The sequence below is a fragment of the Salinisphaera sp. T31B1 genome (assembly GCF_040361275.1).
Taxonomy (GTDB): Bacteria; Pseudomonadota; Gammaproteobacteria; order Nevskiales; family Salinisphaeraceae; genus Salinisphaera.
Window position 1 is genome coordinate 449635 of the sequence record NZ_APNH01000002.1, and the last position, 13274, is coordinate 462908.

Annotated in this window: 10 protein-coding genes; 4 read left to right on the top strand and 6 right to left on the bottom strand. The window is 65.9% G+C overall.

The window, feature by feature from the left end:
* Positions 1–45: 45 nt before the first annotated feature.
* The 6 genes from msbA to T31B1_RS08985 all read right to left on the bottom strand — a co-directional run bounded on the left by msbA (position 46) and on the right by T31B1_RS08985 (position 7264).
* Positions 46–1809: a lipid A export permease/ATP-binding protein MsbA gene (msbA, locus tag T31B1_RS08960; RefSeq protein WP_353249139.1), complete on the bottom strand. Its 1764-nt coding sequence runs from the start codon at positions 1807–1809 to the stop codon at positions 46–48.
* An 18-nt stretch (positions 1810–1827) separates the two neighbouring features.
* Entirely contained in the window at positions 1828–2229 is a 402-nt protein-coding gene (locus T31B1_RS08965; protein WP_353249140.1) for an ExbD/TolR family protein, read from the bottom strand.
* Complete coding sequence (locus T31B1_RS08970) at positions 2226–2837, bottom strand: MotA/TolQ/ExbB proton channel family protein (protein ID WP_353249141.1); 612 nt, start codon at positions 2835–2837, stop codon at positions 2226–2228. The genes T31B1_RS08965 and T31B1_RS08970 overlap by 4 nt, the downstream gene beginning before the upstream one ends.
* Before the next feature lie 65 nt (positions 2838–2902).
* Positions 2903–5212, bottom strand: coding sequence for a DNA internalization-related competence protein ComEC/Rec2 (locus T31B1_RS08975; protein ID WP_353249142.1), 2310 nt, complete (start codon positions 5210–5212; stop codon positions 2903–2905).
* A gap of 86 nt (positions 5213–5298) precedes the next feature.
* Entirely contained in the window at positions 5299–6021 is a 723-nt protein-coding gene (gene lolD / locus T31B1_RS08980) for a lipoprotein-releasing ABC transporter ATP-binding protein LolD (protein ID WP_353249143.1), read from the bottom strand.
* A complete protein-coding gene (locus tag T31B1_RS08985) occupies positions 6014–7264 on the bottom strand; it encodes a lipoprotein-releasing ABC transporter permease subunit (protein WP_353249144.1) in 1251 nt (416 codons plus the stop codon). The genes lolD and T31B1_RS08985 overlap by 8 nt, the downstream gene beginning before the upstream one ends.
* 83 nt (positions 7265–7347) lie before the next feature.
* Here T31B1_RS08985 and T31B1_RS08990 point away from each other — a divergent pair, with 83 nt between their 5' ends.
* The 4 genes from T31B1_RS08990 to mfd are packed head-to-tail and all read left to right on the top strand — an operon-like array spanning position 7348 to position 13240.
* Positions 7348–7767: a hypothetical protein gene (locus tag T31B1_RS08990; RefSeq protein ID WP_353249145.1), complete on the top strand. Its 420-nt coding sequence runs from the start codon at positions 7348–7350 to the stop codon at positions 7765–7767.
* Entirely contained in the window at positions 7764–8792 is a 1029-nt protein-coding gene (locus tag T31B1_RS08995) for an agmatine deiminase family protein (protein ID WP_353249146.1), read from the top strand. Before T31B1_RS08990 ends, T31B1_RS08995 begins: the two co-directional genes overlap by 4 nt.
* 8 nt (positions 8793–8800) lie before the next feature.
* The gene (locus T31B1_RS09000; RefSeq protein ID WP_353249147.1) at positions 8801–9685 is read left to right on the top strand and encodes a carbon-nitrogen hydrolase; all 885 of its coding nucleotides are present in this window, start codon (positions 8801–8803) and stop codon (positions 9683–9685) included.
* Positions 9686–9742: 57 nt separating this feature from the next.
* Positions 9743–13240 carry a transcription-repair coupling factor gene (gene mfd / locus T31B1_RS09005; RefSeq protein ID WP_353249148.1) on the top strand — a complete coding sequence of 1166 codons (3498 nt, stop codon included), beginning with the start codon at positions 9743–9745 and terminating at the stop codon, positions 13238–13240.
* Positions 13241–13274: the final 34 nt, after the last annotated feature.

The following is a 13274-nucleotide window of genomic DNA, read 5'->3' on the forward strand; positions in this document are numbered from 1 at the left end:
TCTGTTCGAGTCTGTGGCGGAATGACGACATCGCGCCGCCTCGGCTCAGCCGGGCCGCGAAAACTGGATGTCGTGCAGGCTGCGGTAGTGGCCGTCTATGGCCATCAACTCGGCGTGGGTCCCCTGCTCGACCAGCGCGCCGTCGTGCATGACCACGATGCGGTCGGCGTCCTGAATCGTCGACAGCCGGTGGGCGATGACCAGCGTCGTACGATCGCGCATGAGATTGTCGAGCCCTTTCTGAATCGCGCGTTCGGATTCGGTGTCCAGCGCCGACGTGGCTTCGTCGAGAATCAGGATCGGCGCATTCTTGAGCAGCGCACGCGCGATGGCGATGCGCTGGCGCTGGCCGCCCGACAACATGATGCCGTTCTGTCCCACCAGTGTGTCGTAGCCATCGGGCAGCGACTCGATGAAATTCGCTGCATACGCCCGCCGGGCCGCGTCCTCGACGGCGGCTCGGTCCGCGCCGCCGAGCACGCCATAGGCAATGTTTCCGGCGACAGTATCATTGAACAGCACCACATTCTGGTCCACCAGGCTGATCTGGCTGCGCAGATCGGCCATGCGGTAGTCCGGCAAGGGGTGACCGTCCAGACAGATGCGTCCCTGCTGGTAGTCGTAGAACCGGGGCAGAAGCGACAGCAGCGTCGATTTGCCACTGCCCGATCGACCCACGAAAGCCACCGTCTGGCCGGGTTCGACGTGGAAGCTGACGTCACGCAGCACGTCCGTATCCGTACCGGCATATCGGAAGTACAGATGCTCGACGTCGATTCGCCCCTGCGCGCGATCGATACGCCGCGTGCCCCGATCAACCTCGGTGGGCTCGTCGATCAGTTCGAAGATGGCGCCCGCCGCGGCCATGCCCGCCTGAATGGTCGCGTTGACGCTGGTCAGCCGCTTGATCGGACCCATCATCGCCATCATCGAGCCGAAGAAGGCGGCCAGATCGCCCGGCGACATCACTCCGCCGCCGGTATCGCGCACGGCCACGGCAACCACGAAGGCCACGGCAAAGGCTGCAATCAGCTGAATGACCGGGACGCTCGCCGCGGTGGTGGTGGCCTTGCGCATCGACATGCGTCGATTGCGTTCGTTGATCCGGTCGAAGCCGCGCCGCTCGTGCTCCTCGCCGCCGAAGACCTTGACCACGCGCTGGCCGGTGAGCACTTCCTCGCTGATGTGCGTGATATCGCTCATCGACTGCTGGATGCTCACGCTGTACCGCCTGAAGCGTTTGGACACGTGGCTGACGATGACCGCGATCACCGGCCCCACCAGCAGCGTGATCAGCGCCAGCGACCAGTTGATCCAGAACATCAGGAAGGTGAAGCCCACGATACGCAGCGAATCCTGGATCATGATCGTGATCGCGCTGGTCGCGGCACCCGAAATCTGACCGGTGTAGTAGGTCAGCTTGGCCGTGGTCTTGCCCGTGGAGTTGGCATCGAAAAAGCTCGACGGCAGACGCAGAAACTGCGAGAAGATATCGGTCCGCACGTTGTATATGACGCGGTTAGCCACCCACGACATGCCATAGCTGGAGGCAAACCCGAATGCCCCGCGAAACAGGAACAGCAACAGCATGAACGCGGGAATCCAGCGGATCATCCAGGGATCGCGATCCACGATGCTGCCGTCCAGCAACGGTTTGAGGATATAGATCAGCGCCGTGTCGGCCGCGGCGTAGCCGGCCATGCCCACCGCCGCGATACCCAGCCACCGCTTGTGGGCCCAGGTATAGCGCAACAACCGCGGATAGATTTCCGCGATCGGCATGTCGGTTTCGATTTTCTTGCGTGCCAAAACGAGCCGTTCCTGTAATCAGTGGGTGCGCGTCGCGATATCCACGCGCGCAAAACCGGCGGCGCTGGCGGCGTCCATGGCGTGAACCACGGCGGCATGTCGTGCATCGCCGTCGGCGCGCAGGCGCAGCGGACGGTGCGGATACCGTGTCCGCAGCTTCGCAAGCGATGCCGCCAACGCCGGGCCACTCACGCGCGCGCCGTCGACACGATAGCCCCCGTCGGCCGCGACCGCGACGATCAACGCCCGCGCCGACGGCGTAGCCGTGGCCGCGTCCGCCGCCGGCAGATCGAGCGCCAGATCATGTTCGTCGACGAATCGTGCCGACACCATGAAGAAGATGAGCAGAATGAACACCACATCGATCAGCGGCGTGATATTGATCGTAGGCTCGACGTCGTTTGGGCGGGTGAACTTCACGAGGCCATGGCCTGGCGCTGGGCATCCATCAGTTGCAGCGCTTGTCGTTCCAGCATCAACGCACGCTGTTCGATACAGCCGTTGAAATAGCGATAAGCCACGAGTGCCGGAATGGCGACACACAACCCCGCTGCAGTCGTGACCAGCGCCTGACCGATACCGCCCGCCAGCGCCTGTGCATCGCCGATACCGGCGGCAGTCATACCGGCGAACAGATGAATCATGCCCGCCACCGTACCGAGCAGGCCCAGCAGCGGTGTGATCGCAGCGATCGTGCCCAGCGTGTTCAGATAGCGCGCCATATCCTGTGCCGCCGCGCGGCCGGCCTCCTCGATATGTTCGCGTCTGAGTTCCTGCGGCTCGTTCCGTGTGGCGAGAACGGCCGCCCACACTCGTCCGAGCGGGCTATGCGCTTCAAGCGATTGCCGATCGGCCGTCGAGAGCGTGGCGCGCCCGGCCAACCGGGATTTCTGCTCGCTCAGCGACGGCGGCACCACAGAGGCCGCGCGCAGCGTCCATGCCCGTTCGATCACGATCGCCAGGCCCAGCACCGAGCACAGTCCGATCGGCAGCATCAGCCAGCCGCCGGCAGCGAGCATCTCGCCCATGCGTGTCCTCTCGATCTACAGGCAAGCCGGCATGATAATCGTCGCAGCCAGCCACGACCACCCGTTCACGGTACCTGCCAGAAGCGGCGATGCTGGCGGCGCCACCGGGATACGGTGATTCGCCCGCGCTCGGCGCCCACACGCACGCTCAAGGCGCCGCCGGTGGCGGTATCGGCCAGGCGGGCGTCCTGTCGGCGCAGCCGATCGACCACGGCAGCCGCCGGAAACCCCCAGCGGTTATGCCAACCGGCCGAGATGAGCGCGTAGCTCGGTGCCACTGCGGCCACGAAAGCCGGCGAAGTGGACGTCGCGCTGCCGTGATGTGCGACCAGCAGCACGTCTACCTTTATTCGGCCCGGTTCTGTCGACACCAGGGCTCGCTCGGCGGGCGCTTCGATATCGCCAGTCAGCAGCACGCTGCCGCCGGGCCCGCCGATTCTCAGCACGCAAGAGCGTTCGTTGCGAGGCGCCGATACATCCTGGCCGGCCGGCGGGTACAGAAAGGCGAATTCGACCCCGTCCCAGGTCCAGGACTCGCCGGCGTGACAATCCCGGCCGATCGCGCCCCAGCGCTGGCTGACCTCGAGGCCGGCCATGATCGCCTCGGCGCCGCCGATATGGTCGTTGTCGGCGTGGCTCACGATCAGCCGGTCTATACGGTCGCGCCCGACCTGGCGCAGATAGGGCACCACGAACGCATCCCCGGCGTTGAAGCCGGTCCGGTACGACGGCCCGGTGTCGAACACCAGGGTATGGGCACGCGTGCGCACCACCGTGGCCAGTCCCTGGCCGACATCGAGGACCGTCAGCCGGTAGCCGCCCGGTTCGATTGCCTGCCCGGCCGGCCGCCAGCCAAATAGTGCGGGCAACAGAAACCATACGGCCAGCCATCGGCCGGGTATCCCGCGCGGCAAGGTGAGCAGCGCCAGTCCGGCAAGTGCCAGACCCAGTGCAAACGCCCCGGGTATCGCCAAATGGATGGCTGCCCACGACCAATCGGCCACCCGCGCCAGGCCGTGCCAGCCGAACTCCATGCCTGCGGCGATCGCGCGCAGCAGCGGTGCGCCCACCGCCGGCCAGATCAAGGCAAGCAGCACAGCGCCCAGCAGCAGGGGCACGAGCACCACGGCCAGCGGAATCAGCACCGCGTTCACGACCGGCGCGACCAGCGACGCCTGCCCGAACAGCCACAACGTAACCGGCATCAGACCGGCCACCAGCCCCAACTGCAGGATGACGAGCGCGGCCAGGCGGCTGTGATGGCGGACCAGACGGCTGAGATGGATCAGCCACCCCACGGCACCGAACGACAGCCAGAACCCCGGCGCGGTGACCGCCGACGGCTGCCAGAACACGACCGCGATCGCGGCCAGGGCAAGCATGCGCAATGCGCTGACGCGGCGCATGGACAGCCCCGCCAGCAAGGCGATCGATACCATCACCAGCGCGCGCTGGGTCGGCAAGGCAAAGCCGGCAAGCAGCGCATAGCCGAATGCGCACACCAATGCCGCGGCCACCGCAGCACCCTGGCCGCCCCGGTGGCCTGGCAATCGGAGGCTCAGCCAGCGCATGGCGAAGAACACCAATCCCGCGATCAGGCCGATATGCAGCCCCGAGATCGCGACCAGATGGCTGGTACCGGTGGCCCGAAGAACCTGCCACTGGTCGTTGCTGATATGGTCGCGCACCCCCAGCGTCAGGGCCTGGATGATGCCGGTCATAGGGGCGGCGTCCAGCATCACGGCCACACGCCGTGCCGCCGCGGCCCTGGCTCGGTCGACCCACGCCCCTTCGACCGGCGCATCGCAGGACCGCTGTCGTTTCACATAGCCGGTGGCATCGATGCCCTGGCGCCACAGCCAGCTTTCATAATCGAATGCGCCCGGATTGGCCGAACCATGCGGCGCATCGAGCTTGGCCTGCACGCTGATGCACTGGCCGGGTGTGAGTGTCGGCGCGCTTTCGTACCAGGACAGACGAACACGATACGGCGGTCGGTCGCGCCTGAGCTCGAAACGGGTCCGGTAGGTATCGTGGCTCGGCAGGCCGGTGACGTGGCCGTCGAGCCAGACCACCTCCCCGTGGCGCGCCGCCGGCCAGCGGCCATCCAGCTGATTCTGCGCCCACCCGCTGCTCCAGGCGACCGTGATCACGAACAGAGCGATCAGACCCCGCCCCGGCCACCGTCCAACAAGGCACACGCCGAGTGCGAGCACACAAGGCCACAACGGTGGCAGCGTGGCACGGGAATAGACGAAACACGCCCCACCGATACAGGCGATGGCCAGAGCCAGCGGCTCCTGTTCGATACCGCGCAGCCAGCGCCCGGCATTCGCGAGGCGTGCCTTCGCCCTGTCCCCGTCCGCGCTGGCCATGCGCGCCCCGTCGCCGTCGTTCTTGTTATGGGTCCAGCCTACAACGCGGCGGCGCGGCGCGCCCAGCCAATGGCCGGGTCAGACGATCAGGACAACTCCTCGAGACGTGCCGGGGCAAGCCGGCCCTCGGCGAGCGTCCATACCTCATCCATACGCTGAGCCAGTTGCCGGTCGTGGGTCACCATCACCAGGCTGGTGTTCAACGACTCATTGAGCTCGAGCATCATGTCGAACACGCTCGCGGCCGTACGGTGATCGAGGTTGCCGGTGGGCTCGTCTGCCAGAATACAGGCCGGGCGCGTGACCAATGCGCGTGCCACGGCCGCTCGCTGACGTTCGCCGCCGGACAATTCCGTGGGCTTGTGATCCAGACGCTGGCCCAGACCGACCCGCTCGAGCAGATCACGCGCTGCATCCAGCGCCGGCTGCGGCTTGCCACGCCGGATCAGCAGCGGCATCGCCACGTTCTCGACCGTCGTGAACTCCGGCAGCAGATGATGGAACTGGTAGATGAAACCCAGTTTCTCGTTGCGCAGCTTGCCGCGGGCAGCGTTCGACAGGGCCGTCATGTCCTGGCCGCCGATACGGATCGAGCCCGAACTGGGCGTATCCAGGCCGCCCAGCAGATGCAGCAGCGTGGACTTGCCCGAACCCGAGGCCCCGATCACCGCGATCCGTGCCCCCGGGGCAACCGACAGATCGATGGCATCAAGCACCGTCACGGGTTCGCGTACCTCCGTGAACGTCTTCGACAGCTTCTCGCAGGCAAGCACGCTGGTGGCGTTCTCGTCGGTGGCCGGTTTATTCATAGCGCAGTGCCTCCGCCGGCTGGACCCGGGCCGCACGCCAGGCCGGGTAGAGCGTGGACAAGAACGACAGCACCAGCGACAGGCCGGCAATGCGGATCACGTCGGTCTCGTGCAGTTCGGCCTTGAGCTGGCTGATGTAGTAGACATCGGCAGACAGCAGGTCGGTATTCAGCACCTTCTCCAGGAACGGCACGATATGTTCGATATTGATCGACAGCAGCACGCCCAGGGCAACGCCGACCGCGGTGCCGATGACCCCGATCAGCGAGCCCTGCACCATGAAGATCGCCATCACCGAGCGCGGCGTGAGCCCGAGCGTCCTCAGAATAGCGATATCGCCCTGCTTGTCGGTAACCACCATGACCAGCATCGAGACGATATTGAAGGCCGCCACCGCGATGATCAGGCTCAGGATGATGAACATCACCGTCTTTTCGGTGGCGATCGCATGGAAGAAGTTGGCGTGCTGGCGGGTCCAGTCCGACACGCGGCGTCCGCGCGGCAGCATGATCTCGAGCTGCCGACTCACATCCGGCGCGTCGAACATGTCCTTCAAATGCAGCCGCAGCCCGGTTACGCCCTGGCCCATGTGATAGAGCGTGGCCGCATCGCCCATGTGGATCATCACCATGCCGCGGTCGTACTCGTACATGCCGACCTGGAAAATGCCGCCCACGGTAAAACGGCGAAAACGCGGCACGATGCCCGCTGGGGTGATATTGGCCTCGGGGATCATCAGATCGACCTTGTCGCCGACATCGACACCCAGCAGAGCGGCCAGCTCTGCGCCGATCACGATCCGGTACTTGCCGTCGGCCAGCGAATCGAACGACCCGGCGACCATGTGGCTGGCCACATCAGACACCTGTCTTTCCTGCTCGGGCAACACACCGCGGATCAGCGTGCCCGACAGCGAACGTCCGCTGCGCAGCATTCCCTCCCCACTGATATAGGGCGCCGCGCCGTCGACGTCGGAAATCCGCGAATCGACCTCCTGCTTGAGCGACTGCCAGTCCTGCAGCGGACCGCGCCCGTTGGAGATCTCCACATGAGAGGCCATGCCCAGAATACGGTCGCGCAGTTCGGCTTCGAAACCGTTCATCACCGACAGGACCGTGATCAGAAGCATCACCGCCAGCGCGATCCCGCCCATCGAAATGGACGAGATGAAGGAGATGAAATGGTTACGCCGCTTGGCCCGCGTGTACTTGAGGCCGACGTAAAGTTCGAGGGGTCTAAACATGGGCGCGCATTAAAGCATAATGGTGCACCACGGCGCAGCGGTGGTGCGCCGGGTATGCATCGTCGGGGAAACAGGGCATGCGCATGAGATCGTTACGACGGGATTTAGTTCAGATCGTGTGGCTGACGCTGGCACTGTCGAGCGTGTCTGCCCTGGCCCAGCCGGCCGATTACGGCGCGCAACCGGGACCGGCCCGGTCCACGGTCGTGGAGATGCCCGGCCCGCGTGCCTCGGCCGATGCCCCCGCGCCCGGTGTGATCGAAGACCGGCTCGACTCAACGGCGGCCCCCCAGACCCCGCCCAGGGGCATGCGCATGACCGCCGTCGTTTCGCGCTACGGCGAACCGTTACGACGCCACGCAGCCATAGGTCAGCCACCGATCACCCGCTGGGATTATCCCGACTACCGACTGTACTTCGAATACGATCATGTCCTGCATGCCGTGGTGCCGCAGTCGCCGGTACCGATCGCGCATACCGCCCAACTGGAGCACGCCCCTTGAGTCGTTATCTGCCGCCCGAATGGGCGCATCAACACGCCACGCTGCTGGTCTGGCCAAGAACCGGCGCAGACTGGGGGCACGGCCTGGCCGCGGCGCGCGCGGTGATCGCCGACATGGCCGCCGTGCTCTGTGGTCATCAGCAGGTCATACTGGTTGCCGCCGACGACGAAGCGCTGAGCAGTATCGCCGGCCACCCGGTGCTCGGCGAGCTGGGCCACCACCGGCTCCGGGTCGTGTCTGCGCCCAACAACGATATCTGGGCCCGGGATACCGGCCCGATCACGGTCGTCGACACGGGCGAGCGAATTTTCACCGACTTCCGCTTCGACGGCTGGGGCGGCCAGTTCGAAGCCGACAACGATGACCGCCTCACGGCAACACTGTTCGAAGCCGGTGCATTCGGCCCGGGCCAGCTCGACCGCCGCGAGCAGACGCTCGAAGGCGGCAGTATCGAAACCAATGGCGCCGGCGCGCTTCTGACCACCGAGCGCTGCCTGATCGCCGGACGCCGCAACGCCGGCATCGACCGCCCACGGGCCGAGGCACTGCTGGCCGACGCATTCGGCATCGAGCGGGTGCACTGGCTCGCCCACGGCGATCTGATCGGCGACGACACCGACGGCCATATCGACACTCTGGCGCGCTTCGTGGCCGACGATACGATCGTCTATCAAGCCTGTGACGACCCGGCCGACGCCCATCACGAGCCACTGGCGGCCATGGCCGATGAGCTGGCCGGTCTTCGCACCGCCGACAACCGCGCGTATCGGCTCGTCGCCCTGCCCTTGCCCCAGCCCGTGCACGACCCGGACGACGGGCACCGGTTGCCCGCCGGCTACGCGAATTTCCTGATCGCCAACGGCTGTGTGCTGGTGCCCGCCTTCGGCGACCCGGCCGATGAGGTGGCCCAGCGGGTCATCGGCGAACTGTTCCCCGGCCGCGTCGTCGAGCCGATCGACAGCCGTGCCCTGATCCGCCAGCACGGCGGCCTCCACTGTGCTGCGATGCAGATTCCTGCCGTCTAGAGTGATTCATGACTGATCGAGAGACTCTGCGTATTGCCATCGCCCAATACGCCTGCTGCCCGGACCCGGCCACCAACCTGGACACCGCGGTCGAGCACATCACACGCGCCGGCGCCGCCGGCGCCCAGCTGGTGCTGCTGCCGGAGCTGCACAACACGCCCTATTTCTGCCAGCGCGAGGATCCAGCGCTGTTCGACCTGGCCGAAGCCGTACCCGGGCCGTCGACCGAGCGCCTGGCCGCGGCGGCGCGTAAGGCCGGTGTGGTGGTCATCGCATCCCTGTTCGAACGACGCGCGGCCGGGCTGTACCACAACACCGCGGTGGTACTGGATGCCGACGGCTCGCTCGCCGGCCGCTATCGCAAGATGCATATTCCCGACGACCCGGAATACTACGAGAAATATTATTTCACGCCCGGCGATCTCGGCTTCACGCCGATCGATACCTCGGTCGGCCGGCTGGGCGTACTCGTCTGCTGGGATCAGTGGTACCCGGAAGCCGCACGCCTCATGGCCCTGGCCGGCGCGGAGTTGCTGATCTATCCGTCCGCGATCGGCTGGGACGACGCGACCGACGACGAGGCCGAGCAGGCACGCCAGCTGGGCGCCTGGCAGGCCGTACAGCGTGGCCATGCGGTGGCCAACGGCTTGAATCTGATCACATCGAACCGGGTAGGCATCGAAGGCGACGACAACACCGAAATCCGGTTCTGGGGCCATAGCTTCGTCTTCGGCCCGCAGGGCGAAACCCTGGCCGAGGCCGGTGAACAGCCCGAATTGCTGGTCGCCGACGTCCACCCGAACCGCACCGAACAGGTACGTCGTGTCTGGCCATTCCTTCGTGACCGGAGAATCGATGCCTTCGACGACCTGGTTCGGCGTTTTCGCGACTGAGCCGCTGCACGCCCGGCTCGTGCGCGTGGGCCGGACTATGCAATAATCCGCCGCCTCGTGGATGGCTCAATCGACAATCCAGAGCGCTGCAGCGCGCTCGGCCCGCCGGCCCTGACCCCCGCCGCACATGATCGCTGGCAGGGGCTGACCGGCTGCGCCGGGGCCATTGCCCTGGCCGCCGCTGCCCAGTCGCATCCGGGGCTGACCGTGGCTGTGGTCGCCGACGAACACCGCGCGTATCGTCTCGAGGAAGAGCTTCGCTTTTTCGCAGCCGACGCGCTGGCCGTCCGGCATTTCCCCGATTGGGAGACGCTGCCCTACGACGTGTTCTCGCCGCATGCGGATATCGTCTCGCAGCGGCTGGCATTGCTGCACGCGCTGCCCGGCATGGCACGCGGCGTGCTCATCGTCGCCGCCGATACGCTGCTCCAGCCGCTGCCGCCGACCGAGTTCGTCGATGCCCGTGCGATGGTGTTCGGCGTCGGCGATACGCTGGATTTTCACGCGCTGCGCGAACGTCTGGCTGCGGCGGGCTATGCCGCGGTCTCCGAAGTGCGCGTTCACGGTGAATATGCGATTCGCGGCGCGGTGATGGACCTGTTCCCGATGGGTGCAGACACGCCGTATCGGCTCGACCTGTTCGACGACGAGATCGATACGATCCGTGCGTTCGACCCGGACTCGCAGCGGTCGACCGACCGGATCGAGTCCATCCGTCTGCTGCCGGCACGCGAGTTTCCGCTGGACGACGATGCCATCAAGTCTTTCCGGCAGCGATACCGCCAGCGCTTCGATGGCGATCCCGGGGCCAGCGTGATCTACCGTGATGTCTCGCGCGGGATTCCGCCCGGCGGCATCGAGTCCTATCTACCGCTGTTCTTCGACACCACGGCCTCACTCTTCGATTACCTGCCCCGCGACTGCGCGGTCGTCGAACTGGGTGATGTGGACGCCGCACTCGATAACGCCTGGACCGCGATCGCCTCGCGTCATGAACAGCGCAGCGTAGATCCGGAACGCCCGTTGCTGGCCCCCGAGGAGGCCTTCGTCACGCCGGCCACCCTGCGTACCGGGCTCGACGGCCTCACCGCCGCACGAATGGACAGCGACAGCCCCGCCGAGGCGGTTCATTTCGACGTCGAGCCGGTGCCCGCGCTGGCCGGCGACGATATCGTGGCAACCGGCCAGGCGCTCAAGACTTTTTTCGAACGCTTCGAAGGCCGACTGCTGATCACCGGCGATTCGGCCGGCCGCCGCGAGGCGCTGCGTGATTGGCTGACCTCGCTGGGCATGGCCCCGGCACGGGTGGAGGACTGGCCCAGCTTTCTGGCCCAGAACAAATCCGTGGCTGTCACCAGTGCCGCGCTCGAGACCGGCTGTGTTCTTGCCGGTGATGGCATCGCCGTCATTGCCGAAAGCCAGCTCACCGGTACGCGGCCACCGGCCAAGCGGCGCCGGCGCGTGGTGCGCGATCCGGAAACCGCGATTCGTGAGCTGACCGACCTCGCGCCGGGCGCCCCGGTTGTGCACCAGGACAACGGTGTCGGTCGCTACAAGGGGTTGATCAAGCTCAACGCCGGCGGCGTCGAGAACGAGTTCGTCTCGATCGAGTATGCCGGTGGGGATCTGCTCTACGTACCGGTCGGCTCGCTGCATCTGGTGCATCGTTTCACCGGCGCCGATGCCGAAACCGCACCGCTTCATCGGCTGGGTAACGACCGCTGGGCCAAGGCGCGCAAGAAGGCGGCCAAGCGAGCCCGCGATGTCGCCGCCGAATTGCTGGAAATCCAGGCCCGCCGCGCCGCACGCGAAGGCGTATCGATGGTGCCCGACGAAGCCGACTACGCGAAATTCGCCGCCGGCTTCCCCTTTACCGAAACGCCCGACCAGCAGCGGGCTATCGACGAGGTGCTGGCCGACCTGGCCAAGCCCACCCCAATGGATCGCGTGGTCTGTGGCGATGTCGGCTTCGGCAAGACCGAGGTCGCCCTGCGCTCGGCGTTCGCCGCGATCTCCGCTGGTTATCAGGTCTGCGTACTGGTGCCGACCACCCTGCTCGCCCAGCAGCACTACCAGAACTTTGCCGACCGTTTCGCCGACTGGCCGGTCGAGGTGGCCGCACTCTCGCGGCTACGCACGGGCAAGCAGCGTGAAACGCTGCTCGCCGACATGACCAGCGGCAAACTCGACATCGTCATCGGCACGCATCGGCTGCTGCAGAAAGACATCCGCTTCAAGAAGCTGGGTGTTCTGATCGTCGACGAGGAACACCGCTTCGGCGTACGCCACAAGGAGCGTATAAAAAGCCTGCGCGCCCAGGTCGATCTGCTCACGCTCACCGCCACACCGATTCCTCGCACGCTCAACATGAGCCTGTCCGGCCTGCGCGATCTGTCGATCATCGCCACGCCGCCTGAATCACGCCTGGCGATCCAGACATTCGTATCGCGCGCCGATACCGCGCTGATTCAGGAAGCGGTACGCCGCGAAATGCGGCGCGGCGGCCAGGTGTACTACCTGCACAACAAGGTCAAGGACATCGAACGCGCTGCGCGGGATCTCGCTGCGATCGTTCCCGAAGCACGTATCCGCATTGCCCACGGTCAGATGCACGAACGAGAGCTGGAAGCGGCCATGCTCGATTTCTATCACCGTCGGTTCGACATCCTGCTGTGCACCACGATCGTGGAATCCGGCATCGACGTGCCGAGTGCGAACACCATCATCATCGACCGCGCCGATACCTTCGGCCTGGCCCAGCTGCACCAGCTGCGCGGTCGCGTCGGGCGCTCCCATCATCGCGCCTACGCATACCTGCTCACGCCCGAGCAGTCGCTGATGACACCCGACGCCCAGAAGCGTCTGGATGCCCTGGCATCGCTGGGTGATCTGGGGGCCGGTTTTGCGCTGGCCACACACGACCTGGAGATTCGCGGCGCCGGAGAGCTGCTCGGCGAAGGTCAGTCGGGCCAGATCCAGGAGATCGGCTTCGACCTGTACCGCCAGATGCTCGATCGCGCGGTCGGCGCCTATCGCCGAGGCGAAGTGCCCGAGGCTGACGCCGACGAGCTGATGGGCGCCACCGAAGTCGAACTGGGCAGTACCGCGCTGTTGCCCGAGGACTATATCCCGGACGTTCATATCCGGCTGGTGCTCTACAAGCGCATCAGTTCGGCGAAGGACCACAGCGCTCTGCGCGCGCTCAAGGTGGAACTGATCGACCGCTTCGGCCTGCTGCCCGAAGCCACGGAAACCCTGTTTTCTGCGACCGCGCTCAAGCTTATGGCCAGTCCACTGGCCATCGCCAAGATCGAAGCCGGCCCCGACGTCGGCCGGATCAACTTCGCCCGCAACAGCCGGATCGACCCCGCCCGCCTGATCGCGCTGGTCCAGGCCGACGCGAAATCCTACCGCCTCGAAGGCGACGCCCGGCTGGTGTTCTTCACCGACATGCCGGACGTGGAAACCCGCGTCGAACGCATCCATACCCTGCTCGAAAAGCTGGGCGCGCCCACGGCCCGCAACGAATCCGAAGCCGCGTTCGATCAGGCTTAGGCGTGTTGCCCCACGCGTCGTTCCAGCCGCCCAC